We start from the raw sequence: 24,832 nt of genomic DNA, 5'->3' as shown, positions 1-24,832 counted from the left end.
GGCATTCATCGCTCGGCTACCTCGCACCCGTCGACTACGCTCGGCAATGCACCCATCAATCGGAAACCGACGACTCGCACAGCGACCGGACCGAATGAAGGGGGCGGCCCACGTCCATATGACTCGCGGAAAGTGGAAGATCTGGGTCATTTGTTCAGCCCACCCAGCATCGCTGGAGTGGGCTGGATCTCTTGTCGGGGAGGGTCGCTCCGACGCGACGAAGCCGGTCAAGCCGTTCGCGACCATCGATGAGCAGATCGATGTCCCGGCGTCACGAGGCCTCGTGCTTGACCGGGCCACCGCCGAGCAGTGGCCGCGGAACGTGGTCTACTACCGGCTGAGCGGCTACTGGTACCCCTACCGTGAGATCGGCGACTCGTAGCGACCGGAACGTCTCGATGGCTTCGTTCCACGCGCGAGGCCACACGATGTTGGTGGCGCTGTCTGAGCTCGATCGGAAGCTGCGAACCCTCGTCCACGACGCCATCGAGCGCGTCGAGGCCACTCTGCGCAGTCATCTGAGCGACGTGATCGGATCGGTCCGACCGCTCGCCTACCGTGACGCCACGACGGAGCCCGCGGAGTCGGTCCTGAGCAGGATCCTGACGGGGCCTAGCCTGCTCGAGGTCTTCACCGCACGCAAGGAGACGACGGCATCACTGCAGGATTCGTGCACATCGGTCGCCCTGGCCTTTGACCGGGTGTTTTCCTGATTTCGGGTTTCTTGGGCATCACTGACTTCGGTGGCCCGCGTGGGGCTCGAACCCACGCACGGCCCCGTTCTGCGTTACTCGAAATCTCGAAATCCGCGTGTTCACGCGGTTCTCGGGTTCATTCACCACCACTGACCGACGCTCATCTACGTTCAGATGTTGTCAAAATGTCGTCACAGAATCGGCCCCGGGCAGGGGCTCGGATTTCACTCACGTCGGTCGTTGAGCAGGCAGGGGAGTGGTACCGTTTTACGTACTACTCAGCCTGGGAGGGCAATCATGTCCGCTATCACCGCAACCGAAGCACGAAAGAGCCTGTTCGGGCTCATCCAACAGGTCAACGAAGACCACACGACCGTCGAGGTCGTCTCCCGACGCGGCAATGCCGTCATCATGTCCAAGGATGACTTCGATGCGCTGACCGAGACCGCCTATCTGCTGCGCAACCCTGCGAACGCAGAGCGGCTGCTTGAGGCGGTCGAGCGCGCACGTCGCGGCGAGTTCGAGCAGCACGATCTCCTGGACGCGTGACCCGCGCGCTTGCCTTCGACTCGAACGGGTGGGAGGACTACGTGTACTGGCAGACGCAGGATCGCAAGACCCTCAAGCGAATCAACATGCTGATCGCTGACATCCTTCGCGACCCGTTCGAAGGCATCGGCAAACCGGAACCACTCCGCCATGTACTATCCGGAGCCTGGTCTCGGCGCATCGATGAGAAGAGCCGCCTCGTCTATTACGTCACCGACGAACACGTCGTGATCCTCCAGGCACGGGACCACTACTGACATCAAGGCATCCGGTCGCCGATCGCCTTGCGGGCGTTGATGGTCAGGCGTTCAGGGGCTGGATGCTGCTGATCGGCGTTTCGGCGCGGGCGAGCGCGAGGTCGTATCCTTCCTGCAGTCGGAGCCAGAACTGCGGTGTGGTGCCGAAGAACGCGGCTAGGCGCAACGCGGTGTCCGCGGTAATCGACTGCTTACCGCGGACGATCCGCGAGATGCGTGCCTGATCGACGCTGATGCGCTTGGCGAGCTCATACTGACTCAGCCCGAACGGCTCGAGAAACTCCTCGAGCAAGATTTCACCCGGCGTCGAGAGCTCGTCAGTGATCGTCGATGAAGGCGACATTGTTCGCTTCCCCTCCGTCCCAGTCGAAGACCAGTCTCCATTGGTCGTTGACCCGGATGCTGTACGTGCCCGCCCGGTCACCCTGCAGCTTCTCGAGGCGGTTTGACGGCGGGATTCTCAGATCCTGGAGCTCCGCTGCCGCCTCGAGCATTTGGCGCTTGCGCACCAGACGCCTTCGGACGTCGGGTGGCACTCGTCGCGGTGCTGGACCACCGAGCCAGTACTCCTCGATGTCTGGATCCGCGAACTTCACACCGTCATACTAGCGTCACGCGCAAGTATTGGGAGGGGTCTGGCGGGACGGTCAGCCAGCGCACGAATGATGATCCCCACACAGACACTGCGCGATAGCGGTAGGTGACGGGCGGCCGGGGGGCATGCGATCGAGATCCCCGACCGGCCAAGCGCCGTCGGTCGAGTTCGACACGCGCTCGCGCCGATGTCAACGCGGTCTGAATTGTGACCCCCATTTCCAGCAATCGCACGCGTTGAGAACCGCCCAGATGTTGTCAAAGTGTCGTCACGGATCGTCTTTCTCGAACATCGAACCGCTGTGATCCCAGTGATTCCAGGGGCGCTGAGGAGAAAGCCGAGGTGGGCCCCTTGGGGCTCGAACCCACGACCCGCGGACTAAAAGAGGGCCAGGGGTGGCTCTCCTCAGCAAACCAGAGGCGCCCAGGGGAGTCCGCTCTGAGCCGTTCGGCCCCGGAACGACGCGGAAGTTGGCCTGCCTCCGTACAGCTTCAGTCGGCCATGGGCAGGCGTGGTCGGATGGGATTCCGCCGGGTTCTCGCACTCGCCTCCGGCCTCCGCGGGACTGATGCCGCGTGCGCCCATCTGCCCACGCAGGGACGCCCGGACCATCCCACCCCAGGGAGTCCGGGCGCTCTCGGCTTACAACTGAGCTACAGCGCCGGGGAGCTCAGGCCACGCGGACGCCCGTGTCGCCCAGGTCGGTGTCGGTGTTCGGCGGCCGATGCTAGCGCATGCAATTCTCTGAACGTCGGATGCCGTCGATCCTCACCTATCGTTTACGTTTGGGTGCGCGGCTATGGAGAGCCACCAATTACACTCCAGGCGAGCACGCCGCGGTCAGCGGTGGCAACCAGATGCACGACATCTAGATTGACAACGCTGCTGTCAAGTCGAGCGGCAAGAAGAAGAATGGCGGCACAGCTCGCGGCCCGGTCGGACTTTCGTACGACCCGCTGGGTGTGGGTTCACCGCGCATGATCTGTTCGCCCCACTTGATGGCCAGAGGGACGTGCCTATCAACTGCGGCCCGCTCTCCTTCGGCCGGCCACTCCCCGCCTTCGTAGTTCATGCGTACGCCGCCCGAGAAGAAGGAGATGTAAACCCTAGGACGCATGCAAAGAAGAAGGCCAGTGCGAACGTCCGAACCCTCTCGTTGCACGCTCTCGATGTCCCGAATGACTCGGTCGAGTTCGGCATCGGAGCTTGGGACGGTTCGGTCAGAGACGCCGACTGACTTCCGACGTAGCTGGAGGCCATCAGGCCCACTCACCTGGACGTCGATGGCATGAAGGACCTGATTCCGTTGCTTCAGCACGCCCTTCGCTGTGCTGGCCCAAGCGCGAACCTCTTCAGGAGATACCGACATCCAAGGAGGGAATGTGCCTCGCTCGAGAACCACGTCGCGAACCTTCTCAGCGGCGGCGGTTCCCGACAGACATCGGATCTCCTCGCGTGGCACCGCGAGTTCTTCACCTATCTCATAGATGAGATTCTCGACGTGCGCCGAGAAGACAGCGATCCTCCCTATCCGCTCCCAGCGCGTTCGGGGAGGGTGATCAATCCAAGTCTCGTCTCCCATGACAAAGAAGCTACCAACGGACGGGTTCGCGCCGAGATTGCCGATTTCGACTGCCTGGCGGAACCGCGCGATCCCAGTGCCTGACTGGTGGGCCCCGTGGGGCTCGAACCCACGACCCGCGGATTAAAAGTCCGATGCTCTACCGACTGAGCTAGAGGCCCGTGATCATCCAGCGTACCGGTGCGCCGGGCCCGGGGCGGTACGCGCACACAGCGGCGCGGCCGCCGGCGTTCACACACCGACGGCCGCGCCGTCCCTCCGGCCGTGAGGCCGGAGCACCCGGACGACCCCAGTGACCGGGAGGCCGGGTTGTCGCGGGAGGACACGAGGGGCGAACGCCCCCGGTCATCCCCGCCTCATCACTGGGGCATCAGCACCGAGTCGATGAGGTACACCGTCGCGTTGGCGGTCTGGACGCCGCCGCAGATGACCTTCGCGCCGTTGACCATCAGGTTGTCGCCGGAGCCCGTGACGTCGACCTCGCCGCCCTCGACGGTCTTGTGCATGCCGTCGATCTGCGAGGGCTCGAGCTGGCCGGGCACCACGTGGTACGTGAGGATCTTGGTCAGGGTGGCGCTGTCGGTCTTGAGCGAGTCGATGACCGACGCGTCGATCTTGCCGAACGCGTCGTCCACGGGGGCGAAGACGGTGAACTCGCCGCCGTTGAGGGTGTCGACGAGGTTGACGTCGGGGTTGAGCTTGCCGCTCACCGCGGAGACGAGCGTCGTCAGCATGGGGTTGTTGGACGCGGCGACCGCGACCGGCTCCTGCGACATGCCCTCGATCGAGCCGGCGCCGGTGGGCACGGCCTTCGCGTAGGCGGCGCAGCCCGATCCGACGAGGTTGGCCGAGGGGTCATCCGCCATCGCCGACGGCGTGGACATGGGCGTCTGCTGCTCCATGGGGGCCGACGAGGTCTCCGCGGGGGCGGAGGACGTCGATCCGGAACACGCGGACAGCGCGAACGCGCCGGCGATCGTCAAGGTCAGAGCTGCAGTGATCTTCTTCTTGGTGCTGAGCATGATGCCCTCCGTTGCTGGGTGACCGCGGGGTGCGGCCTCGATCCTTCTTCGGAGCCCTGCGCGGATCGGATGGGAAATCCGTCGACGATCTGCTCGAACCGCGGGATGCCCATCCGATCCGGCCGCGGCTGCGAAACACTCCCGACAGAGACGGGGAGTCCATGGACCTCATCATCATCGGCCTGCTGGGCGGGCTCATCACCGGCATCTCGCCGTGCATCCTGCCGGTCCTGCCGGTCATCTTCCTCACCGGCGGCGCGCAATCGGCGCGGTTCGAGTCGACCTCGGACGGTTCCGCCGGTGGCGGCGGCTCCTCCCGCACGACCACGAAGACGATCCCGGCGCGGCGCAGCCGCCCGTTCCTCGTCATCGCGGGTCTCGTGGTGAGCTTCACGCTCGTGACGCTCGTCGGGTCGCTCGTGCTCGGCCTGCTGAACCTGCCGCAGGACATCATCCGCTGGGTCGGGATCGCGGTGCTGATCCTCATCGGCGTCGGCCTGCTCGTGCCCCGGTTCGAGCAGCTGCTCGAGAAGCCGTTCCAGTGGATCCCCCGCCGCGAGGTCGCCAACGGCGGCAGCGGGTTCGGCGTCGGGCTCGCCCTCGGCGCGGTGTTCGTGCCGTGCGCGGGGCCGGTGCTGGCGGCGATCATCGTCGCTGGAGCGACCGGACGCATCGGCCTCGACACGGTGCTGCTGACCGCGTCGTTCGCGATCGGCGTCGCCATCCCGCTCCTCGTCTTTGCGCTCGCCGGACGCGGCGTCGTCGAACGCATCCGCGCGTTCCGCACCCACGAGCGGGGGCTGCGGATCGCCGCCGGCGTCGCGATGCTCGCCCTCGCCGTCGGACTCGTCTTCAACGTCCCGCAGCAGCTCCAGCGTCTGCTGCCCGACTACACCGCCCAGCTGCAGCGCGACCTGACCGGCAATGAGGACGCCTCCCGGGCTCTCGGCCTCGGCGGCCTCGTCACCGACGAGAACCGTGACCTCGACAAGTGCACGAACGGTGCCGAAGAGCTGCAGTCCTGCGGCACGGCTCCCGCGATCCGCGGCATCCAGCAGTGGTTCAACACCCCCGGCGGGGCCCCGATCGACCTCACCCAGGAGCGCGGCAAGGTCGTCCTGATCGACTTCTGGGCATACTCCTGCATCAACTGCCAGCGCTCGATCCCGCACGTCGTCGCGTGGGACAAGGCCTACCGCGACGCGGGGCTCGAGATCATCGGCGTGCACTCTCCCGAGTACGCGTTCGAGAAGGATCCGGCCAACGTCGAGGCCGGGGCGAAGGACTTCGGGATCACCTATCCGGTGGCGCTCGACAACAACCTGTCCACCTGGACGGCCTATCGCAACAGCTACTGGCCGGCGCACTACCTCATCGACGCGCAGGGGACGGTTCGTCACATCTCCTTCGGCGAGGGCAACTACGCCGCGACGGAGAAGATGATCCGCGAGCTGCTCGAAGCCGCGAACCCCGGAGTGGCCCTCCCGGCGCCGGCCGAGGTGGCCGACGACACCCCCGAGAGCGGAGCGCTCACCCGCGAGACGTTCCTCGGATCGTCGAAGGACGTCAACTTCGCGGGCCCCGACCGCTACCAGGCGGGGGAGCGGACGTACGCGTACCCGGCCGACCAGGCCGCCGACACGTTCGCCCTGGACGGGGCATGGAACGTGCAGACCCAGTTCGCGACGCCGTCGGGGTCGGATGCCGCGGGCATCCGCCTCAGCTACCGCGCGGCCGAGGTGCGCATGGTGCTCGCAGGCGAAGGCGAGGTGCGCGTCACCGGAACCGAGGGGACGACCACGACGATCGACGTCTCGGGCACGCCCCGCTCGTACGAGATCGCGTCGTCGGACGGCGTGACGGCGGGCGAGCTGCAGGTCGAGGTCGCCCCGGGCGTCGAGGCCTACTCGTTCACGTTCGGGTGAGCAACGGTGCGACAGGAGGTCGATCATGAGGCATGCTGTGAAGGATGGTCATCGACGGCGTGGAAGTGAACGAGCAGTCGCCAGGGCGCGATCACGCCGGCGAGATGCTCGTGCGCATCGCCGCGAGCGACCGCGACGCCTTCGCCCAGCTGTACGACATGCTGTCCGCACGCGTCTTCGGTCTGATCCTGCGGGTGCTGGTGAACCGCGCCCAGAGCGAAGAGGTGCTGCAGGAGGTCTTCCTCGAAGTGTGGCAATCCGCTTCCGCGTTCGCTCCGAACAAGGGGCAGGGGAGGACGTGGGTCATGACGATCGCCCACCGGCGCGCAGTCGACCGGGTGCGTTCGTCGCAGTCCAGTTCGGAGCGCGACGAGCGAGTCGGGCTCCGCGACCTCCACACTCCTCAAGAAGGGGTGGAGGACACGGTGGAGCTCCGGATCGAGAGCCGGCGCGTGGCGCGGGCGCTCGATGCGCTGCCCGAGCCGCAGCGCGAAGCGCTCACCCTCGCCTACTTCGGCGGATACAGTCAAAGCGAGATCTCGGCGCTGACCGGGGCCGCTCTGGGGACGGTCAAAACGAGAATGCGTGACGGACTGTCGCGCCTGCGTCAGGAGATGGGGGTCACCCGATGAACATCGACGAGTTCGCCGAGCTGTCGGCCGGCCACGCCCTAGGCGCCCTCTCGCCCGACGATGAAGCGGCCTTCGCCGCGGCCCGTGCCGAGCATCCCGAATGGGAGTCGGTCGTCGACTCCGATGAGGAGACGGCGACGGCTCTGGCGGAGGGCGTCGCGCCCGTCTCGCCGCCGCTCGCCCTGCGCTCGCAGCTGCTGAGCGCCATCACGGCGTCGACGGCCCCGGCTCCGCACGAGCCCGAGGGAGATGCGCCCGAGGACGACGACACACCCACGCGCGTGTCCAACCGCGTCCTGCCCGCGGAGGCGGCCGAACCGGCGCCGATCGCGGCGGACGCGGCGGATTCGGCGGAGGTTGCGGATGCCGCCCCGCCCACCGAGGTCGTGCAGGCCATCCAGCGTCGTACCTGGAGCCGCGGCGTCTTCGCGCTGGTCGCCTCGATCGCGCTGCTCGTCGGCATCGGATGGGGAGCGGGCTCCGTGTCGCGGCTGTGGCAGACGCCGCCGGCGGTGACGGCGCTGCAGCAGATCGAGGATGCGCCGGACGCGTCCTCCGCCGACGCCGCCTTCGACGGGGGAACCGCCACGGTGCACTGGTCGGAGAGCCTCGGCAAGGTGGTCCTCGTCGCCGACGGCCTGCCCGCGCTCGACGCGGACCGCACGTTCGAGCTCTGGTACGTACGCGCCGGCACCGCGATCCCGGCCGGGACCTTCGACGCCTCGGGTGCGACGGCGACCGCTCAGCTCACCGGGCAGATGCAGCCCGGTGACACCATCGCGGTGACCGTGGAGCCCTCCGGCGGGTCGCCCGACGGCACGCCCTCCACCGACCCCGTGTTGGCCGTCCCGACGGCGTAGCCCGAGCTCAGGAGCCCGAGCTCAGGCCTCCGAGAGCCCGAGCGCGTCGAGCAGCCACGCGAGCTCGAACGCCCGCTGGTGCCACGCGTTGTACCGGCCCGAGACCCCGCCGTGGCCGGCGACCATCTCGCATTTGAGCAGCGCGTCGGCGCCGACCGCGCGCAACCGTGCGACCCACTTGGCCGGCTCGACGTAGTACACGCGCGTGTCGTTGAGCGAGGTCACGGCGAGGATGCGCGGATAGACCACGTCGGCGCGGACGTTCTCGTACGGCGTGTAGGACTTCATGTACTCGTAGACGTCGGCGTCGTGGAGCGGATCGCCCCACTCGTCCCACTCGATGACGGTCAGCGGCAGGGAGGGGTCGAGGATCGTGGTGAGCGCGTCGACGAAGGGCACGTCGGCGAGGATGCCGGTGAACAGCTCGGGCGCGAGGTTCGCCACGGCCCCCATCAGCAGGCCGCCGGCAGACCCGCCCTCCGCGACGAGGCGGTCGGGCGAGGTCACTCCCTCCGCGATCAGATGCCGCGCGACGGCCACGAAGTCGGTGAAGGTGTTGCGCTTGTGTCCGAGCTTGCCGTCCTCGTACCACTGCCGGCCCAGCTCGCCGCCGCCGCGCACGTGCGCGATGGCGAAGACGACGCCCCGGTCGAGCATCGACAGCCGGGCGACCGAGAACCCGGGCTCGATGGAGTGCTCGTACGAGCCGTAGCCGTACAGGTGCACGGGGCGCTCGTCGCCCTCGCCGGGCGCTCCGAACGAGCGCTTCCAGACGAGGGAGACGGGGATGCGCGTGCCGTCGGGAGCGGTCGCCCATTCGCGTCGCTGGTCGTAGTCCGCGGGGTCGTAGCCGCCGAGCACCGGCTGGCGCTTGCGCAGCAGGAACTCGCCCGTCTCGACGACGTAGTCGTAGACGGTTCCCGGGGTCACGAACGAGCCGAACCCGAGACGGACGACGGGCGTGGCCCACTCCGGGTTGCCGCCGGCACCCGCCGCGTAGAGGTCCTCGTCGAAGGCGAGCTCCTCCACCCGATCGGTGTCGTAGGAGAGGATCCCGAGACGCGCGAGACCGTCGCGGCGGTAGGAGACGACGCCCCAGTCGCGGAACGCGGACACGTCGAGCAGGCGTCGTCCGGGCTCGTGGGGGATGACGACGTGACGCGCGCCCCGGGGATCGGACGCCGCGACGCGCACCAGCTCGAAATCGAGCGCGCCCTCGTTGTGGACCACGTAGAGCACGTCCTCGCCGTCGACGACGGCGTGCGTCGCCGAGTACTCGACGCCCTCGCGTCGCGGCCAGATCGATCGCGGCTGCGCGCGCAGATCGTCCGCCGGGACGAGATACTCCTCGGTCGTGATGGACGATCCCGCCTCGATGACGAGGTAGCGCTCGCTGCGCGTGAAGCCCGCGCCGACCCAGTATCGTTCGTCCGGCTCGTGGAACAGCCGCACGTCCGCCGAGGCATCCGTGCCGATCTCGTGCAGCCAGACGGTGTCGGGGCGCCACGCGTCGTCGACGGTCGTGTAGACGACGAACCGGCCGTCCGGCGAGAAGCACGCGCCGGCGGCGGTGCCCTCCACGCTGTCCGGGCGGTCGATGCCGGTGGCGAGGTCTCGCACGCGCAGGGTGTAGCGCTCGTCGCCCTCGACGTCGACGCCGTAGAGGAGGAGGGTCCCGTCCGTGCTCACGTCGAAGCTGCCGAGCGAGAAGAACTCGTGCCCCTCGGCCTCGACGTTCCCGTCGAGCAGCACCGCCTCGCCGGGCACCTCCACGCCGGGGGTGAGCTGCGGAGGCGTCCAGTCGTCCGGCGAGGCGAGCGGCGCTCGGCAGTGGATGCCGTACTGCTGGCCCTCGACGGTGCGGCCGTAGTACCACCAGGCGCCCTGGCGGGACGGGACGGACAGGTCGGTCTCGAGCGTCCGCGAGCGGATCTCCTCGAAGATGCGGGCGCGGAGCGGGGCGAGATGCGCGGTGCGCGCATCCGTGTACGCGTTCTCCGCCTCGAGGTGCGCGATCACGTCGGGGTCGTCCTTGGCGCGCAGCCATTCGTAGTCGTCGCGGACCACGTCGCCGTGGTGTGTGCGGGTGGTCGGACGGACGGCGGCGACGGGGCCCCCGGATTCGGCGCTGCTCACCCTCTCCACGCTAGTCGACCCCTCCGCTGCGCGGCGCGTCCGGCGCAGCGGCGACGGCGCCGGTACGCACGGCCGATGCGTCCACCGAGCGCCCGCCGATGTGCGAGGATTTCTCTCGTCCGGTTGCCGGACCCTGAACACACGGTGAACTCTTCGTTCGCACCGCCGATCCCATCGGCTCCCTCATTTCGAAACCCGACGGAAAGCGACCCGTGGAAACCGCTGCCCTCATCGTCGTTCTGGTGATCGCGCTCGCGCTCTTCTTCGACTTCACCAACGGCTTCCACGACACCGCCAACGCGATGGCCACGCCCATCGCGACGGGGGCGCTGAAGCCGAAGGTCGCCGTCATGCTCGCGGCGGGCCTCAATCTCGTGGGGGCCTTCCTCTCGACGGAGGTCTCGAAGACGATCTCCCACGGGATCATCCGCGAGGACCAGATCACCCCGATCGACTTCCTGCCGATCATCTTCGCCGGTCTCATCGGCGCGATCACCTGGAACATGCTCACCTGGCTGCTGGGGCTGCCCTCGAGCTCGTCGCACGCCCTGTTCGGCGGCCTCATCGGCGCGACGCTCGTCGGGGCGAGCCTGCAGGCGATCGACTTCGGCATGGTGCTCAGCAAGGTGGTGCTGCCCGCGCTCATCGCGCCGTTCACGGCCGGAGTGATCGCCTTCGCGGTGACGCGCCTGGCGTACGCCCTCACGCGTCGCTACGACGCCAAGCCGGACGGACGCGACGGCTTCCGCTGGGGCCAGATCTTCACCTCGTCGCTCGTGGCGCTCGCGCACGGCACCAACGACGCGCAGAAGACGATGGGCGTCATCACCCTCGCGCTGATCATGGCGGGCTGGCAGAACTCCGAGCACGCCGACCCGCAGACGTGGGTCATCTTCGCGTGCGCCTTCACGATCGCGCTCGGAACCTACATGGGCGGCTGGCGGATCATCCGCACCCTGGGCAAGGGGCTCACCGACGTGAAGCCCGCCCAGGGCTTCTCGGCCGAGACCTCGACGGCGGCGACCATCCTCGCCTCCAGCGCCCTCGGCTTCGCCCTCTCGACCACCCAGGTCGCCTCGGGATCGGTCATCGGCTCGGGCCTCGGACGCCGCGGCTCCACCGTGCGCTGGCGGACCGTGGGGCGCATCGCGATCGGCTGGATCCTGACGCTTCCCGCCTCCGCCGCCGTCGGCGCGGCCGCCGCCCTCGTGGTCGTCTGGTTCGGGCAATGGGGCATCCTCGTCGACGCGATCCTCGCCGTCGCGATCATCGTCGCGCTGTTCCTGCGCTCGCGCCGCAGCCACGTCGACTCGTCGAACGCGATGAGCGAGGTCGCCGATTCGGGACTGGCGGTCAAAGTCACGCGGAACCCGCCGCCCACCCGCCGCCAGCGTGCCGTCCTGCGCGAGCAGGCGCGCCGCGCGGCCGAGGAGGAGACCCGCCGCAAGGCCGAGCGCAAGAAGCAGGCGAAGGCCGAGGCGCGCCGGGTGGCGGAGGATCGCCGCTCCGAGCGGAAGGGTGGGCCGCGATGACCGTCCAGATCGACTGGCTCGCCTTCGTGCAGGTGTTCGCGGCCGCGCTCGCCGGGGCGGTGCTCGTGGTCGGGTTCTACGCGATCGGCCTGCGGATGCTGGTGCGCGCCGGCCGTGCGCCGGTGGTGGCCCCGGCCGAGTTCACGGACGCGATCACGGTCGTCACCGAGAAGCAGATCCGTCGCGCGGCCAAGGCGGCCGAGAAGGCGGCCCGGAAGAGCCCGCTCACCGAAGGACAGAAGCGCCTCGCCCTGGCGGCCGCGTACGGTTCGTTCGCCCTGTGCGGGCTCGCCGTGCTCGGCGGACTGCTGCTGATCGTCGTGCGCTGACGGCGCTTCACCGGCTGGCCGGGCAGCGGCCGGCGTCGGGTGCCCCGCGTAGGCTCGACCCATGACGTCCCCGTCGCCCGAGCCCCGGCCGCAGTTCGGCATCCACCCGCCCGCGCTCCGCACGATCGTGCACGTGAGCGACACGCACCTGCTCGCGGGCAACCGTCCGCTCGGCGGGCGCTACGACACCGCAGCGCGCCTGGACGGTGCGCTCGCCGCGGTGGAGCGCACCGGCGTCCGCCCCGACGCGATCGTCTTCACGGGTGACCTCACCGACCTGGGCGAGCCGGAGGCGTACGCGGCCCTGCGTGCCACGGTCGAACCCGTCGCCGAGCGGCTGGGCGCACCGGTCGTCTGGGTCGCGGGCAACCACGACGAACGCCCCGCGCTCCGCGCGGGCCTCCTCGACGAGCCGGCCTCGCTGGAGCCGGTGACCGGGGTCTGGGATCTCGGCGGGCTCCGCCTCGTCGCGCTCGACTCCAGCGTCCCGGGGTGGCACCACGGCGACCTCGACGAGGAGCAGCTCGCCTGGCTGCGGGGCGTCCTGTCCGAGCCGGCCCCGCTCGGCACGATCCTCGCGCTGCACCATCCGCCGCTGCCCAGTCACATCCCGTTCTTCGACATCCTCGAGCTGCGCCATCAGGACGCCTTCGCCGCGGCGATCGCGGGCACGGACGTGCGCGCGATCCTGGCCGGCCATCTGCACTACTCCACGTCGGGCACGTTCGCCGGCGTTCCGGTGAGCGTCGCCTCCGCCACGTGCTACACGATGAACCTGCAGCGCCCGCCGCAGGAGGTTAACGGGATGGACGGCGGGCAGTCGTTCCACCTCGTCCACGTCTACCCGGACACGATCACGCACGCGGTCGTCCCGGTGGGGGAAGAGGAGACCGCCGACGTGTTCACGCCCGAGTGGACCCGCCGGATGGCCGAGCTCACGCCCGAGGAGCGCCTCGACGCGTTCTCGCGGAAGCGGTGACGGCGGGCGGCGGAGATCGACCGTCCGACCGGGCATCCGCCCCGCCTTGACTGAGAGCGCGCTCGAAGTTCTACCGTGGGGGCATGACCCTCCTCCACGACGGCGTCTCCATCGCCGAGGCCGCGGCGGCCACGGGCGTCTCGACCCACACGCTGCGCTACTACGAGCGGGCGGGACTGATGCTCACCCCCGTCGACCGGGCCTCGTCGTCGCACCGCCGCTACACCGACGCCGACCTCGGATGGGTGCGCTTCCTCGCGAAGCTGCGCTCGACCGGCATGCCCATCGCCGGCATCCGCCGCTACACCGAACTCGCCCGGCTGGGGGAGTCCACGATCCCCGAGCGGCGCGACCTGCTCGTCGCGCACCGGGAGCGGGTCCGCGCCCAGCTCGCGGAGGTGACGGCGAGCCTTCGGGCCATCGACCTCAAGATCGACATCTACGACAAGGAGATCTCCCCCTCATGAACACCACCACACTCGGATCGGGCTCCGCAGCCCTCACCGTCGGCCGCATGGGCCTCGGGCTCATGGGCATCAGCGCGTTCTACACCGGCGCCGGGCAGGACGACGCGGACGGCGCCCGGACCATCCTCGGCGCCCTCGACCGAGGGGTGACGCTGCTCGACACCGCCGAGGTGTACGGGCCGTACACGAACGAGGAGCTGCTCGGCCGGACGCTCGCCGAGTCGGGGCGGCGGGACGAGGCCGTCATCGCGACGAAGTTCGGACTGCTCCGGCACGCGGACGGCGGCGTGCGCGGCATGGACGGCAGCCCCGCCAACATCCGTCTCGCGGTCGAGGGATCGCTGCGCCGTCTGCAGACCGACCGCATCGACCTCTACTACCAGCACCGGATGGACCCCGCCACGCCCATCGAGGAGACCGTCGGCGCCCTGGCCGAACTCGTCGCGGAGGGCAAGATCCGCGGCTACGGCCTGTCCGAGGCCTCCGCGGAGACGATCCGCCGGGCACACGCCGTGCACCCGGTCACCGCGGTCCAGAGCGAGTACTCCCTCTGGACGCGGGACCCGGAGGCGGAGGTGCTCCCCGTGCTCCGTGAGCTCGGGATCGGGTTCGTCCCCTACTCGCCCCTCGGGCGCGGCTTCCTCACGGGCGCCATCCGATCGCTCGACGTGCTGGATGAGACCGACTTCCGTCGGGACAACCCGCGCTTCGCCGACGGTGCGCTCGAGGCGAACCTCGCGATCGTCGAGTCGGTCGAGCGGGTCGCCGCGGATGCCGGCGGCACACCGGCACAGGTCGCCCTCGCCTGGCTGCTCGCCCAGAGCGAGCACCTCGTCCCCATCCCGGGGACGCGCAGGCTCGGCCGTGTCGAGGAGAACATCGGGGCGACCGACCTCGTGCTGAGCGCCGCCCAGCTGGCCGCCCTCGACGAGGTCGCCGCGCCCGTGGGGGACCGCTACGCGGACATGTCCTCGATCGACCGCTGACACACCGCCGTCCTGCCGCGCCCGCTGTCCCCGACGCCCTCCGCGATGGACCTCGTGTCCGCCGTGGAGGGCGTCGTCGTGTGTGTCGTACGCGGTGTACAGCCGGGGTGCCGTCGGCCGCGGGTAGGCTCGTTCGCGACCACCCGAGGCGACGAGACCCACAAGGAACTGCACTCATGGCACTGGACGCAACGACGCGCACCGAGACCGACTCCCTGGGATCCCTCGAGATCCCCGCCGACGCCTACTGGGGCATCCATACGGCGCGCGCCCTCGAGAACTTCCCGATCTCCATGCGGCCGATCTCCGTCTATCGCGACCTCGTGAAGGGTCTGGCGATGGTCAAGCAGGCCTCCGCCCGGGCGAACCTCGAGATCGGGGTGCTCGACCCGGAGCGCGCCGATCTGATCGACCGGGCGGCGCAGCGGGTCATCGACGGAGAGTTCCACGATCAGTTCGTCGTCGGCGTCGTCCAGGGCGGCGCGGGCACCTCGACGAACATGAACGCGAACGAGGTCATCACCAACATCGCCCTCGAGATGGCGGGGCGCCGGAAGGGCGAGTACACGTACCTCTCGCCCATCGACCACACGAACCGCTCGCAGTCGACCAACGACGTCTATCCGACCGCCGTCAAGATCGGGCTGAGCCTCGACCTGCACACGCTGCTCGAGGAGCTGGACCTCCTGCGGCGCTCGTTCCTGGCCAAGGCGGTCGAGTTCCACGACGTCCTGAAGATCGGGCGGACGCAGCTGCAGGACGCCGTGCCGATGACCCTCGGCCAGGAGTTCCACGGGTTCGCGACGACCCTCGGATACGACCACCAGCGACTCACCGAGAACGCGTCGCTGCTGTTCGAGATCAACATGGGCGCGACCGCGATCGGCACCGGCATCACGACGCATCCCGCCTACTCGCCGGCCGTGCTGCGCCACCTGCGGGAGATCACCGGGCTCGACCTCGCGACGGCCGACGATCTGGTCGAGGCGACGAGCGACACCGGATCGTTCATGTCCTTCTCCTCGACCCTCAAGCGCAACGCGATGAAGCTGTCCAAGATCGCCAACGACCTGCGCCTGCTCTCCAGCGGCCCGCAGGCGGGGCTCGGCGAGATCAACCTCCCGGCCCGGCAGGCGGGGTCGAGCATCATGCCCGGCAAGGTCAACCCGGTGATCCCCGAGGTCGTCAACCAGGTCGCCTTCTCCGTCGCCGGCGCCGACCTCACCGTCACGATGGCGAGCGAGGCCGGTCAGCTGCAGCTCAACGCCTTCGAGCCGATCATCGCGCACTCGATCTTCCAGTCGATCACGTGGATGCGCCGCGCGATGCGGACCTTCCGCATCAACTGCGTGGACGGCATCACCGCGAACCGCGAGCGGCTCGGGGCGATGGTGGGGTCCTCGGTCGGCGTCGTCACCGCCCTCACACCGTTCCTCGGCTACGCGGCCTCGGCCGCGCTGGCCAAGACCGCGCTGCTCACGCACCGCAACGTCGGCGACCTCGTCGTCGAGGCGGGACTGATGTCGCGCGACGAGGTCGACAAGCAGCTGTCGCCGGCTCGACTGTCCGGTCTCGAAGCCGTCACCCAGGCGATTCCGATCGTGCAGCCGGCCGAGAACCTCGTCGAGGGTTGACGGCGGGGCCGCTGGCCCTCGCGCTCGCGGCACGCTAGCGTCGGAAGGCCGGAGCGTCCGGCGCGATCCCGCATCCGAGGAGGCCGACATGACCGACCCCAACACGCCTGCGCAGAACCCGCAGCAGCCGACGCCGCCCGCGCCGCCTGCCTACGGCGAGTACACCACCACGCCGCCCCCTGCGGCATCCGACCCGTCCGCGTACAGCGCTCCGGCCTACTCCTCGGCACCCGCCTACCAGGGCGGGGCGCCGACGGGCACCGTACCCGGGAAGACGCTGGGCATCGTGGCGCTCGTCGTCGCGATCTTCTTCAACGTCATCGGCCTGATCCTCGGCATCGTCGCGCTCGTCCAGAGCAAGAAGGCCGGGCACAAGAACGGTCCCGCGATCGCCGCCATCATCGTCGGCGCCGTGCTGTTCGTGGCCGGCATCATCATCACGATCCTCGTGATCAGCTGGTTCGCCACGACGGGGGCGAGCCTCGTCGACCAGGTCAACGCGTGCCTCGACGACCCGTCCGGCTCGGTCGTCTACCAGGGCGTGACGATGTCCTGCCAGGAGATCCTGGAGCAGTCCGGCCGCTGAGCGGACACTGCCCGCGAAGGCGCGATCCCGATCGGGGGTCGCGCCTTCGTCGTTCGTCAGTCCAGAATGCGGCAGTGCGTGGTGAGTGCGCCGATGCCGTCGACTCCGACCGTCACCGTGGAGCGGTCGCGGAGGAAGATCTGCGGATCGCGCGAATAGCCGGCGCCGCCGGGGCTGCCGGTCGAGATCAGCGTGCCGGGCAGGAGCGTCGCCGACGTCGACAGGTGGGACACGAGCGCCGACACCGGGCGGATCATCTGCCCGGTGGAGGCGTCCTGGACGGTCTGCCCGTCCACGACGGCCCAGATGTGGAGGGCCTGCGGGTCGGGGATCTCGTCCGCGGTGACGACGAACGGTCCGTTGGGCGTGAACCCGTCGAACGACTTGCAGCGCGACCACTGTGCTTCGGAGAACTGGATGTCACGCGCCGTGATGTCGTTGACGACGGTGTAGCCCCAGACGTGCGAGAGCGCCTCGGACGCCGGGACGTCCTTCCCCGCGCGGCCGATGACGACGCCGAGCTCCGCCTCGTAGTCGACCGACTCGCTCAGGGTGCGCGGCCACGACGTCGTGTCCTCGTGGCCGGAGAGCGAGTTCGGCCAGAGGACGAACACGGTCGGGGCGGCGTCCGCCTTGAGCCCCAGCTCGCTGGAGTGCGCGGCGTAGTTCAAGCCCACCGCGAGCACGATCGGGGGCGCGTCCACGGCGGGACCGAAGGAGAGGCCGGACAGCGGGATACCGGGCGCGGTCGATGCGGCGCGGGCCGTGCGCACGCGCTCCAGCAGTTCGTCGCCGCCGGCGATGAGCTCCTGCAGGCTCGCCGGGGCCGCGGGGAAGAGCTCCGCCACAGGCCACGCGGTCTCCGACTCCACCACCACGAAGACGAGCTCGGAGGATCCGGGACGACGGACGTTGGCGAAGCGCATTTGTTCAGGCTACCGTCCCCGGTGGCCCCGCTCTCGTTGCGGTCGTTTCGGACACCGACCGTCACGACGCGCCCGCTCCCGCAGCCCATAGGCTGAGGGCCGTGCCCTCCCTGCCGCCGCTCACCCCGCCCGCGCACGCCGTCCCGGCACCCGTCCCGCCGGCTCCGGCCGCACCCGTGCCTCTGGCCGTCTCGGGTGCGCTGCGACAGGGCCGCAGCGCACCCGTGTGGATCTTCGCGGTGCTGTTCCTGCTTCTGGTCGCCGTCGTCGCGTACCTCGTCACCTTCCTCGGCGTGGTCGCACCCGTCGTCGGGATGGTCCTCGCACTCGTGCCGCTGGCGGGGGTCCTGTGGGCGGTGCGGATCGTGGACCGGTGGGAGCCCGAGCCCTTCTCCCTCGTCCTGTTCGCCGTGGCCTGGGGAGCCGTGGCGGCCGTCGTGATCGCGCTGGGCGTCGACGTGCTGCTCGGGATCGCGTTCCCGGCCGCGCCGGGCGACGGGACGCGCGAGGCGCTCTCGTCCGTCGTGCAGGCGCCCCTCGTCGAGGAGTTCGCCAAGGGCCTCGGGGTCTTCCTCGTCTTCGTGTTCGGCCGGCGTGCTTTCGACGGGCCCCTGGACGGCATCGTGTACGGCGCCCTCGTGGCCGCGGGCTTCGCCTTCACGGAGAACATCCTCTACTTCGCCACGAGCCTGATCGAAGGCGGTCCGGCCGAGACCGCCTTCACCTTCGTGCTCCGCGGCATCCTCTCGCCCTTCGCCCACGTGATGTTCACCGCCGTGACCGGCTACGCGATCGGGTGCGCGGCGCGAGCCGGTGCGAGCGTCGGGCGCGCCGCCGCCCTCGGGCTCGCGGGGATGGTGGGCGCGGTCGCGCTGCACGCGCTGTGGAACGGGTCGGCGCTGTTCGCCGACTTCTTCCACCTCTACGCCACCCTTCAGATCCCGCTGTTCCTCGCGTTCGTCTTCGGCGTGATCCTGCTGCGCCGGGAGGAGGCGCGGCTGACACGCGCGCGGCTCGGCGAGTACGCCGCCGCCGGCTGGTTCACACCCGTCGAGGTCGATGCGCTCGCCACCCCGGGAGGGCGCCGTCGCGCCCTCGCGTGGGCGCGCACCCTGCCGGGAGGCCGCGCGGGCCAGATGCGGGCGTTCATCCGGGAGGCGACCGCGCTCGCCGCAGCGCGCCAGCGCACCCGCACGGGGCGCGACCCGCGCTCCACGCACGAGGAGCAGTTCTACCTGGCCCGAGCGACCGCGGCCCGTGCCGCGCTCCTTTCCCCAGCGGTCCGCACGGTGCCTTGACACCCCTTCGCGCCTGTTGCCAGAATGGGGCAGAGACCAACTCAGCGCTCGGGAGACACGCAGGCATCGCCGCGGCACCGGGCGCTGAGTCTTTGTTCGGACCCGGGCCCTCCTCAGGGGCCGAGCTCGCGCGGAACGGTCGCTGAACATACCTCCGGCGACGCCCAGGCGTCCGGGCATCCGTGCTTGGATGGGTGCCATGACTGAAGAGCGCACCAAGCCCGAGTTCGACGCCCCCACCGGCCCCGCGCCGCAGGAGCTCGTCATCCGCGACATCATCGTCGGCGACGGGGCCGAGGCCAAGCCCGGCGACACCGTCACCGTCCACTACGCCGGCGTGGAGTACGAGTCCGGCGAGGAGTTCGACTCGTCGTGGGGCCGCGGCGAGTCCATCCAGTTCCCGCTGCGCGGCCTGATCCAGGGCTGGCAGGACGGCATCCCGGGCATGAAGGTCGGCGGACGCCGCGAGCTGGTCATCCCGCCGCACCTGGCGTACGGCCCCGCGGGCGGTCACTTCCTCGGCGGGAAGACCCTCATCTTCATCATCGATCTGCTCGCCGTCGGCTGACAGCCGGCCCGGACCGGCCGTCCGAGGCCGGCCCGGGTCTCAGAGCAGACCGTGCGTCCGCGCGATGTCGTCCATCTCCGTCCACGCATCGGCTGGAATCGGAAAGCGCGCGAGGTCGAGCGCCGCGTCGATGTGGTCCGCGAAGGGTGCGCCGAAGATCGTCGACGTGATCAGCGGTTCGCGCAGGCTGAACTGCAGGGCGGCCGCTCCGAGCGGGATGCCGCGGCGCGAGAGCGCGCGACCCATATCGTCCACGGCCTCGAGGAGCTCCGGCGCGGCCCGCTCGTACCGATAGACGTCCGTCGTCCGGGGATGCGCCGCGAGGATCCCGCCGCCGTACGGAGCCCCATTCAGGACGGACACACCCGCCGCGTGCGCGTGGCGGAGCAGAGGTTCGGCGGAGCGGTCGACGAGCGTGTACCGATTGTGGGTGATGACGGCGTCGAAGATGCCCAGATCCACGTATCGCATCAGCAGGTCGATGGGTCCGCCCGCGACGCCGAGGGCGCCGACGAGTCCCTCGGCGCGCATCGCCCGCATCTCCTCCACGGGCCCTCCGGGAGAGACGGCCTCGTCCCAGGTCGTGTGCTCCGGATCGTGGAGGTAGACGATCGGAAGCGTGTCCACACCGAGGCGCATCATGCTCTCCTCGAGTGAGCGTCGGACGCGAGCACCGGAGAAGTCGTCGCTCAGCGCGTCGCGATCGAGCTTCGTCTGCAGGACGAAGTCATCGGGCAGCCCACCGTGTTCGCGAATGATGCGTCCCCATCGCTTCTCGCTCTCGCCGCCGCCGTAGTTGTTGGACGTGTCTGCGAAACGGATGGGTCCCGAGAGGAGTCGCCGGGCGGCGGCGCGCGTCTCGTCCATCGAGGGCGCCCGCGGTCGGAATCCGGCGACGCTGCTCCATCCCGCCGTTCCCGCGCAGAGCGCACTCACCCGGATCCCCGTCCGGCCCAGCGCTCGCCGATCCGCGGGATCGACGACCTCGTCCGTGGCGACCATGAGCCCTCCTTCGCGCTGTCCCCAGCAGAGCATCACTTAGTGGCGAATGTCAATAAGTGCAGATCGCAACTATGCGCTACGGCGGTCCTCCAGAGCGCTCAGTAGGGTGGACTCATGGTCGAGGTGAAGGCGGACGGCGCGGTGCAGCCGCGACTGATGGCGACCGAGCTCGGCGACGATGTCGCCTTCCTGCTCGCCCGCGTGTCCGCTCGAACGAGTGCGTTGGGCGGGCGGAGCATCGCTCCCTACGACCTGAACGTGCGGTCGTACTCGCTGCTCGCGCTCGCCTGCAGCGGAGAGTCGCCGACGCAGAGAGAGTGCGCCGACTTCCTCTCGCTGGATCCCAGCAGGGTGGTCAGTCTCGTCGATGACCTGGAGAAGCGCGGTCTCGTGCGGCGCGCCCCCAGCGGATTCGACCGACGCACGAAGACGATCGAGCCGACACCGGAGGGGAAGCGTGTCTTCGCGCTCGCCCGCGCGGCGACACGCGCGGCGGAAGACCTCGCACTCGGCCACCTGACGTCCGCCGAACGCGATCGTCTGCTCGGCGACCTGCGCACGGCGGCGGCCTTCCAGGAGTGAAAACTGATCGTTGCAATCTGCAATGATTGCAACTAGCGTCTACCTCTGACGGCGGAGAACGCCCGTCTCGATGAGGAGATGCGATGACTGAGCTGGGAATCGATCCGTTCACGGTCCCCGACCTCGACCCGGTGGACTTCATCCGTGCCGCACACGCGGCCGGCTTCGGCCACGTGAGCCTGCGCACCGTCCAGCCGGAGGGGTCGAACCCCGGGTCGACGTCGGTGACGGATGCGAACCTGGAGGATGTGCTCGACGCGTTGGCCGACACCGGTCTGGCCGTCCTCGCCGTGGACATCGTCGACGTCTCCGCGGACATGGATATCGCTCGGATCACGTCCGGGCTCGCCGTCGCGCAACGCCTCGGCTCGCCCAGCATCAGCGTGATCGCGAAGAGCCCGGACGAGCGTTCGGTGCGTGAGGGGCTGGCGCGACTGTGCGATCTGGCCCTTCCGCGGGGGATCTCGCCTCGGCTCGAGCCCATCACCTACCTGCCGACCGGGTCACTGCCTCGTGTCGCGGAGATCGTGCGTTCCGCACCCGGGGCAGGGATCATGATCGACGCGCTGCACATGCATCGCATGGGGGTCACGGCGCGGGAAGTGGCCGAGCTCACGGCCGGCCTGCCCGTCACCTTCCAGATCAACGGGGTCATGGATCTCGCCGAGATGCACGCGCGACACATCGAGGAGGGGAAGACGGAGCCGAACGCCCTGCGCTGGGAGGCGCTGGACGGTCGCCTCCTGCCCGGCGAGGGCGAGAACGACGTCCTCGGCCTCCGCGCAGCGCTGCCCGACGACATCGTGCCGCTCGTCGAGGCGCCACGCAGCCCACGTGTCCGCGGCGTCGGAGCATCCGAGTATCTGCGACTCGCGCACGCGGCGGCCGCCGCGGCGCTTCGGCCCGTCACGCGTTCCCCCATCGACTCGAAGGAGAGTGCATCGTGAACAGCAGAGAGCCGGTCGTGAAGACCGCGGTCCAGAGGCCCACACCGGATCAGAAGGAGGTGCGTCGCGTCCTCCTCTCCGGGTATCTGGGCAGCGCGATCGAGTTCTACGACTTCCTCCTCTACGGGACGGCGGCGGCCATCGTCTTCGGCCCCGTGTTCTTCACGGACCTGCCGCCGCTGGTGGCGACGATCGCGTCGTTCGGCACGTTCGCGGCGGGATACATCGCGCGCCCGCTCGGCGGTCTCATCTTCGGGCACTTCGGCGACCGATACGGTCGCAAGAAGATGCTCATGATCACGATGATCATGATGGGGCTGGCGTCCACGCTCATCGGCCTCATCCCGACTCCCGATCTGATCGGGTGGCTCGCCCCTGTGCTCCTGATCGTGCTCCGCGTCGTGCAGGGCATCGCACTCGGCGGGGAGTGGGGCGGCGCCATGCTGATGGCGGTCGAGCACGCGGACCAGAACCGCCGCGCCCTGTACGGAGCGGCGGTGACGATCGGTGCGCCGACGGGAACCCTGCTGGCGTCGCTGATGCTTGCGCTGTTCGGACTGCTCCCGAACGAGGACTTCCTCGCCTGGGGGTGGCGCATTCCCTTCCTGCTGAGCGCGGCGCTGCTTCTGGTCGGCGTGTGGGTGCGCAAGCGTGTGAGCGAGTCGCCGCTCTTCGTCGAAGCGCTCGAGCGCGAGGGGGCGATCACATCCCCGCCGCTGCTGCACGTTCTCCGGCACGAGTGGCGCCCGGCCATCCTCACGACGCTCGTGGCGGCAGGTCCGCTCGCCGTCTACATCGTCGGCGCCACCTTCATGCAGACGTACATGATCGGCCTGGGCTTCGACAAGAGCCTCGCTCTCGTCGCACTCGCGATCGCCAACGCCTCGAACCTCGTCTGGTATCCGCTCTGCGCGTACCTGAGCGATCGCGTCGGTCGCAAGCCGATGCTCCTCGCCGGCTTCATCGGTTCGATCATCGCGATCGGCCCTGTCTTCCTCATGGTGCAGACGGGGCACCCCGTGCTCATCGTGCTCGGATTCTGGCTGATCGGTTCCCTTCTCGCCGGCCCGATCTACGGGCCGCTGGGGGCGTTCATCAGCGAGCAGTTCGGCACGCAGGGCCGCTACACCGGCGCTTCCCTCGGCTACCAGTTGGGTGCGGCCCTGGGCTCGGGACTGACGCCCATCATCGCGACGAGCCTGTTCGCGGCGACGGGCGGCACGGACGTCCTCGGAGTCGTGCTCTACATGGTGGGTGTCTGCGTGGTGTCGATGGTCTGCGTCCTCCTGTCGCGCGAGACCAAGAGCGCCGACATCTCCGGATGAGCGGGACGCTACGCCGGGTCGCCTACGACTTCAGCGGTGAGGTCGCGGTCGTGACCGGAGGCGCCGGGGGGATCGGCGGAGCGATCGTCGAGCGGTTGCGGTCGAGCGGCGCTCGCGTCGTCGTCTGGGATGCTGCCGACCGCAGGCTCGGACCCGGTGACGCGGTCTGCGATCTCACGGATTCCGACGCCGTCGCCGCCGCACTGCACAGGACGCGGGATCGGGTCGGCGCCCCGACGATGCTCGTCACCTGCGCCGGGGTGGTGGGGGCGCGGACCCCGCTGCTCGACCTGAATGACACGGAGTGGCGGCGCACCGTGGACGTCAACGTCGGGGGTGTGCTCGTAGCGACGCGCGCGGTCGTGCCCGCGATGATCGAGGCCGGGCGCGGCAGGGTGGTCCACGTCGGCTCCATGACCGGCATCGACGCGAACGAGGGTTTCGGCGCCTACAGTGCGACCAAGGCGGCAGTGCACAACCTGACGCAGGCGATGGGCAAGGAATGGGCGGCTCACGGCGTCCGCGTGAACGCGGTCGCCCCGGGCATGGTCGACAGTCCTTTCATCGCGCAGATGCCCGCGGACTACGTCATCGATCGAGTGGGCAAGAGCTCTCTCGGGCGACTGATCCGCCCCGACGAGGTGGCGTCTGCGGCTCTGTGGCTCCTGAGTGAGGACTGCAGCTTCCTCACCGGCTACACGCTGGCGCTCGCAGGTGGCCGGCGATGACGATGCGAACGGGTGCGGCCGAAAGGAGGGAGCGGCCACCCCGTGCGCATGCGTGGGAATGTAATCTGCGAGAGGGTGTTGCACCCGTCGGACCATTCCCCCTTCTGAAGGACATGACATGACCGAAACCACCACTGTCGAGATCCCCGGCTACAAGGCCGGCACCTGGGTGCTCGACCCCGCGCACAGCGAGGTCTCGTTCTCGCTGCGTCACATGATGATCTCGAAGGTGCGCGGCGTCTTCGGCCTGAAGAGCGCCACGATCGAGGCTCCCGCCAACCCGCTCGAGGCGAAGGTCACCGCGTCGGTCGACGTGGCCTCGATCGACACGAAGGACGAGGGCCGCGACAACCACCTGCGCTCGGCCGACTTCTTCGACATCGCCACCTACCCGACGATCGACTTCGTCTCCACCGGCGTCCGCTACGAGGGCGGAGACTTCCTGGTGGACGGCGACCTGACGATGCACGGCATCACCAAGCCCGTGACCTTCACGGTCGAGTTCGGCGGCTTCGGCACCGACCCGTGGGGCAACTACAAGGCCGGCGCCACGGCGAAGACCGTCGTCGACCGCGAGGACTTCGGCCTCACGTGGAACGCGGCGCTCGAGACCGGCGGCGTGCTCGTCGGCAAGGACGTGACGATCACGCTCGACCTGCAGGGCTCGATCCAGGCCTGACCGGTCCGGCT

27 protein-coding genes and 1 tRNA gene are annotated in these 24,832 nt (G+C 69.3%); 20 read left to right on the top strand and 8 right to left on the bottom strand.

What is annotated here, in order from left to right:
* Positions 1–434: 434 nt before the first annotated feature.
* The 3 genes from WFI00_RS11900 to WFI00_RS11890 all read left to right on the top strand — a co-directional run bounded on the left by WFI00_RS11900 (position 435) and on the right by WFI00_RS11890 (position 1,501).
* A complete protein-coding gene (locus WFI00_RS11900) occupies positions 435–713 on the top strand; it encodes an Abi family protein (RefSeq protein WP_336632525.1) in 279 nt (92 codons plus the stop codon).
* A 279-nt stretch (positions 714–992) separates the two neighbouring features.
* Positions 993–1,244 carry a type II toxin-antitoxin system Phd/YefM family antitoxin gene (locus tag WFI00_RS11895; protein WP_172988416.1) on the top strand — a complete coding sequence of 84 codons (252 nt, stop codon included), beginning with the start codon at positions 993–995 and terminating at the stop codon, positions 1,242–1,244.
* The gene (locus WFI00_RS11890; protein ID WP_336632524.1) at positions 1,241–1,501 is read left to right on the top strand and encodes a Txe/YoeB family addiction module toxin; all 261 of its coding nucleotides are present in this window, start codon (positions 1,241–1,243) and stop codon (positions 1,499–1,501) included. Before WFI00_RS11895 ends, WFI00_RS11890 begins: the two co-directional genes overlap by 4 nt.
* Positions 1,502–1,544: 43 nt before the next feature.
* Here WFI00_RS11890 and WFI00_RS11885 read toward each other — a convergent pair whose 3' ends face one another.
* The 5 genes from WFI00_RS11885 to WFI00_RS11865 all read right to left on the bottom strand — a co-directional run bounded on the left by WFI00_RS11885 (position 1,545) and on the right by WFI00_RS11865 (position 4,700).
* The gene (locus WFI00_RS11885) at positions 1,545–1,844 is read right to left on the bottom strand and encodes a HigA family addiction module antitoxin (protein WP_336632523.1); all 300 of its coding nucleotides are present in this window, start codon (positions 1,842–1,844) and stop codon (positions 1,545–1,547) included.
* Positions 1,819–2,097, bottom strand: coding sequence for a type II toxin-antitoxin system RelE/ParE family toxin (locus WFI00_RS11880; RefSeq protein ID WP_336632522.1), 279 nt, complete (start codon positions 2,095–2,097; stop codon positions 1,819–1,821). The genes WFI00_RS11885 and WFI00_RS11880 overlap by 26 nt, the downstream gene beginning before the upstream one ends.
* Before the next feature lie 867 nt (positions 2,098–2,964).
* Positions 2,965–3,678, bottom strand: a complete 714-nt coding sequence (locus WFI00_RS11875; protein WP_336632521.1) for a hypothetical protein — start codon at positions 3,676–3,678, stop codon at positions 2,965–2,967.
* Positions 3,679–3,763: 85 nt separating this feature from the next.
* Positions 3,764–3,839, bottom strand: a tRNA-Lys gene (locus tag WFI00_RS11870).
* 198 nt (positions 3,840–4,037) lie between these two features.
* Positions 4,038–4,700, bottom strand: a complete 663-nt coding sequence (locus WFI00_RS11865; protein ID WP_336632520.1) for a fasciclin domain-containing protein — start codon at positions 4,698–4,700, stop codon at positions 4,038–4,040.
* Positions 4,701–4,861: 161 nt separating this feature from the next.
* Here WFI00_RS11865 and WFI00_RS11860 point away from each other — a divergent pair, with 161 nt between their 5' ends.
* From WFI00_RS11860 to WFI00_RS11850, 3 genes are read left to right on the top strand one after another with little or no spacing between them, the layout of a single operon-like run.
* Positions 4,862–6,625 (top strand): cytochrome c biogenesis protein DipZ, encoded by a 1,764-nt coding sequence (locus WFI00_RS11860; protein ID WP_336632519.1) that lies wholly within the window; start codon positions 4,862–4,864, stop codon positions 6,623–6,625.
* 44 nt (positions 6,626–6,669) lie between these two features.
* Entirely contained in the window at positions 6,670–7,257 is a 588-nt protein-coding gene (gene sigK, locus WFI00_RS11855) for an ECF RNA polymerase sigma factor SigK (RefSeq protein WP_336632518.1), read from the top strand.
* Entirely contained in the window at positions 7,254–8,117 is an 864-nt protein-coding gene (locus tag WFI00_RS11850; RefSeq protein ID WP_336632517.1) for an anti-sigma factor, read from the top strand. Before sigK ends, WFI00_RS11850 begins: the two co-directional genes overlap by 4 nt.
* Positions 8,118–8,138: 21 nt before the next feature.
* Here WFI00_RS11850 and WFI00_RS11845 read toward each other — a convergent pair whose 3' ends face one another.
* Complete coding sequence (locus WFI00_RS11845) at positions 8,139–10,253, bottom strand: S9 family peptidase (protein ID WP_336632516.1); 2,115 nt, start codon at positions 10,251–10,253, stop codon at positions 8,139–8,141.
* A gap of 212 nt (positions 10,254–10,465) precedes the next feature.
* Between WFI00_RS11845 and WFI00_RS11840 the strand changes: the two genes are divergently transcribed.
* The 7 genes from WFI00_RS11840 to WFI00_RS11810 all read left to right on the top strand — a co-directional run bounded on the left by WFI00_RS11840 (position 10,466) and on the right by WFI00_RS11810 (position 16,766).
* Positions 10,466–11,785 carry an inorganic phosphate transporter gene (locus WFI00_RS11840; RefSeq protein ID WP_336632515.1) on the top strand — a complete coding sequence of 440 codons (1,320 nt, stop codon included), beginning with the start codon at positions 10,466–10,468 and terminating at the stop codon, positions 11,783–11,785.
* Positions 11,782–12,114, top strand: coding sequence for a peptidase (locus tag WFI00_RS11835; protein WP_336632514.1), 333 nt, complete (start codon positions 11,782–11,784; stop codon positions 12,112–12,114). The genes WFI00_RS11840 and WFI00_RS11835 overlap by 4 nt, the downstream gene beginning before the upstream one ends.
* A gap of 61 nt (positions 12,115–12,175) precedes the next feature.
* Positions 12,176–13,093, top strand: coding sequence for a phosphodiesterase (locus tag WFI00_RS11830; protein ID WP_336632513.1), 918 nt, complete (start codon positions 12,176–12,178; stop codon positions 13,091–13,093).
* Positions 13,094–13,176: 83 nt separating this feature from the next.
* A complete protein-coding gene (locus WFI00_RS11825; RefSeq protein WP_336632512.1) occupies positions 13,177–13,560 on the top strand; it encodes a MerR family transcriptional regulator in 384 nt (127 codons plus the stop codon).
* Positions 13,557–14,546, top strand: coding sequence for an aldo/keto reductase (locus WFI00_RS11820; protein WP_336632511.1), 990 nt, complete (start codon positions 13,557–13,559; stop codon positions 14,544–14,546). Before WFI00_RS11825 ends, WFI00_RS11820 begins: the two co-directional genes overlap by 4 nt.
* A 176-nt stretch (positions 14,547–14,722) precedes the next feature.
* Positions 14,723–16,180, top strand: a complete 1,458-nt coding sequence (locus WFI00_RS11815) for an aspartate ammonia-lyase (protein ID WP_336632510.1) — start codon at positions 14,723–14,725, stop codon at positions 16,178–16,180.
* Between the two features lie 88 nt (positions 16,181–16,268).
* Positions 16,269–16,766 (top strand): DUF4190 domain-containing protein, encoded by a 498-nt coding sequence (locus WFI00_RS11810; RefSeq protein WP_336632509.1) that lies wholly within the window; start codon positions 16,269–16,271, stop codon positions 16,764–16,766.
* Positions 16,767–16,822: 56 nt separating this feature from the next.
* On the opposite strand, the gene WFI00_RS11805 is transcribed toward WFI00_RS11810, so the two are convergent.
* Positions 16,823–17,692: a fumarylacetoacetate hydrolase family protein gene (locus WFI00_RS11805; protein WP_336632508.1), complete on the bottom strand. Its 870-nt coding sequence runs from the start codon at positions 17,690–17,692 to the stop codon at positions 16,823–16,825.
* 101 nt (positions 17,693–17,793) lie between these two features.
* Between WFI00_RS11805 and WFI00_RS11800 the strand changes: the two genes are divergently transcribed.
* Both WFI00_RS11800 and WFI00_RS11795 read left to right on the top strand, forming a co-directional pair.
* Positions 17,794–18,990 carry a PrsW family intramembrane metalloprotease gene (locus tag WFI00_RS11800; RefSeq protein WP_336632507.1) on the top strand — a complete coding sequence of 399 codons (1,197 nt, stop codon included), beginning with the start codon at positions 17,794–17,796 and terminating at the stop codon, positions 18,988–18,990.
* A 199-nt stretch (positions 18,991–19,189) separates the two neighbouring features.
* A complete protein-coding gene (locus WFI00_RS11795) occupies positions 19,190–19,558 on the top strand; it encodes an FKBP-type peptidyl-prolyl cis-trans isomerase (RefSeq protein WP_336632506.1) in 369 nt (122 codons plus the stop codon).
* Positions 19,559–19,597: 39 nt separating this feature from the next.
* On the opposite strand, the gene WFI00_RS11790 is transcribed toward WFI00_RS11795, so the two are convergent.
* On the bottom strand, positions 19,598–20,560 hold the full coding sequence (locus WFI00_RS11790; protein WP_336632505.1) for an aldo/keto reductase: 963 nt from the start codon (positions 20,558–20,560) through the stop codon (positions 19,598–19,600).
* A 114-nt stretch (positions 20,561–20,674) separates the two neighbouring features.
* Between WFI00_RS11790 and WFI00_RS11785 the strand changes: the two genes are divergently transcribed.
* The 5 genes from WFI00_RS11785 to WFI00_RS11765 all read left to right on the top strand — a co-directional run bounded on the left by WFI00_RS11785 (position 20,675) and on the right by WFI00_RS11765 (position 24,821).
* Entirely contained in the window at positions 20,675–21,142 is a 468-nt protein-coding gene (locus WFI00_RS11785) for a MarR family winged helix-turn-helix transcriptional regulator (protein ID WP_336632504.1), read from the top strand.
* An 83-nt stretch (positions 21,143–21,225) separates the two neighbouring features.
* The gene (locus WFI00_RS11780; protein WP_336632503.1) at positions 21,226–22,089 is read left to right on the top strand and encodes a sugar phosphate isomerase/epimerase family protein; all 864 of its coding nucleotides are present in this window, start codon (positions 21,226–21,228) and stop codon (positions 22,087–22,089) included.
* On the top strand, positions 22,086–23,414 hold the full coding sequence (locus WFI00_RS11775; RefSeq protein ID WP_336632502.1) for an MFS transporter: 1,329 nt from the start codon (positions 22,086–22,088) through the stop codon (positions 23,412–23,414). The genes WFI00_RS11780 and WFI00_RS11775 overlap by 4 nt, the downstream gene beginning before the upstream one ends.
* The gene (locus WFI00_RS11770; protein ID WP_336632501.1) at positions 23,411–24,142 is read left to right on the top strand and encodes an SDR family NAD(P)-dependent oxidoreductase; all 732 of its coding nucleotides are present in this window, start codon (positions 23,411–23,413) and stop codon (positions 24,140–24,142) included. The genes WFI00_RS11775 and WFI00_RS11770 overlap by 4 nt, the downstream gene beginning before the upstream one ends.
* A 118-nt stretch (positions 24,143–24,260) precedes the next feature.
* On the top strand, positions 24,261–24,821 hold the full coding sequence (locus WFI00_RS11765) for a YceI family protein (protein WP_336632500.1): 561 nt from the start codon (positions 24,261–24,263) through the stop codon (positions 24,819–24,821).
* Positions 24,822–24,832 lie beyond the last annotated feature (11 nt).

Origin of the sequence: Microbacterium sp. MMO-56, from assembly GCF_037146215.1 — a bacterium.
GTDB lineage: Bacteria > Actinomycetota > Actinomycetes > Actinomycetales > Microbacteriaceae > Microbacterium.
Note: the sequence above shows the minus strand (reverse complement) of the source record. Positions and strands in the feature narration are given on the sequence as shown.

Coding starts and splice junctions, on each gene's coding strand:
- WFI00_RS11895 (WP_172988416.1), top strand. CDS start 993: ATGTCCGCTATCACCGCAACCGAAGCACGAAAGAGCCTGTTCGGGCTC.
- WFI00_RS11885 (WP_336632523.1), bottom strand. CDS start 1,844: ATGTCGCCTTCATCGACGATCACTGACGAGCTCTCGACGCCGGGTGAA.
- WFI00_RS11875 (WP_336632521.1), bottom strand. CDS start 3,678: ATGGGAGACGAGACTTGGATTGATCACCCTCCCCGAACGCGCTGGGAG.
- WFI00_RS11865 (WP_336632520.1), bottom strand. CDS start 4,700: ATGCTCAGCACCAAGAAGAAGATCACTGCAGCTCTGACCTTGACGATC.
- WFI00_RS11860 (WP_336632519.1), top strand. CDS start 4,862: ATGGACCTCATCATCATCGGCCTGCTGGGCGGGCTCATCACCGGCATC.
- sigK (WP_336632518.1), top strand. CDS start 6,670: ATGGTCATCGACGGCGTGGAAGTGAACGAGCAGTCGCCAGGGCGCGAT.
- WFI00_RS11850 (WP_336632517.1), top strand. CDS start 7,254: ATGAACATCGACGAGTTCGCCGAGCTGTCGGCCGGCCACGCCCTAGGC.
- WFI00_RS11835 (WP_336632514.1), top strand. CDS start 11,782: ATGACCGTCCAGATCGACTGGCTCGCCTTCGTGCAGGTGTTCGCGGCC.
- WFI00_RS11830 (WP_336632513.1), top strand. CDS start 12,176: ATGACGTCCCCGTCGCCCGAGCCCCGGCCGCAGTTCGGCATCCACCCG.
- WFI00_RS11825 (WP_336632512.1), top strand. CDS start 13,177: ATGACCCTCCTCCACGACGGCGTCTCCATCGCCGAGGCCGCGGCGGCC.
- WFI00_RS11820 (WP_336632511.1), top strand. CDS start 13,557: ATGAACACCACCACACTCGGATCGGGCTCCGCAGCCCTCACCGTCGGC.
- WFI00_RS11815 (WP_336632510.1), top strand. CDS start 14,723: ATGGCACTGGACGCAACGACGCGCACCGAGACCGACTCCCTGGGATCC.
- WFI00_RS11810 (WP_336632509.1), top strand. CDS start 16,269: ATGACCGACCCCAACACGCCTGCGCAGAACCCGCAGCAGCCGACGCCG.
- WFI00_RS11805 (WP_336632508.1), bottom strand. CDS start 17,692: ATGCGCTTCGCCAACGTCCGTCGTCCCGGATCCTCCGAGCTCGTCTTC.
- WFI00_RS11795 (WP_336632506.1), top strand. CDS start 19,190: ATGACTGAAGAGCGCACCAAGCCCGAGTTCGACGCCCCCACCGGCCCC.
- WFI00_RS11790 (WP_336632505.1), bottom strand. CDS start 20,560: ATGGTCGCCACGGACGAGGTCGTCGATCCCGCGGATCGGCGAGCGCTG.
- WFI00_RS11785 (WP_336632504.1), top strand. CDS start 20,675: ATGGTCGAGGTGAAGGCGGACGGCGCGGTGCAGCCGCGACTGATGGCG.
- WFI00_RS11780 (WP_336632503.1), top strand. CDS start 21,226: ATGACTGAGCTGGGAATCGATCCGTTCACGGTCCCCGACCTCGACCCG.
- WFI00_RS11770 (WP_336632501.1), top strand. CDS start 23,411: ATGAGCGGGACGCTACGCCGGGTCGCCTACGACTTCAGCGGTGAGGTC.
- WFI00_RS11765 (WP_336632500.1), top strand. CDS start 24,261: ATGACCGAAACCACCACTGTCGAGATCCCCGGCTACAAGGCCGGCACC.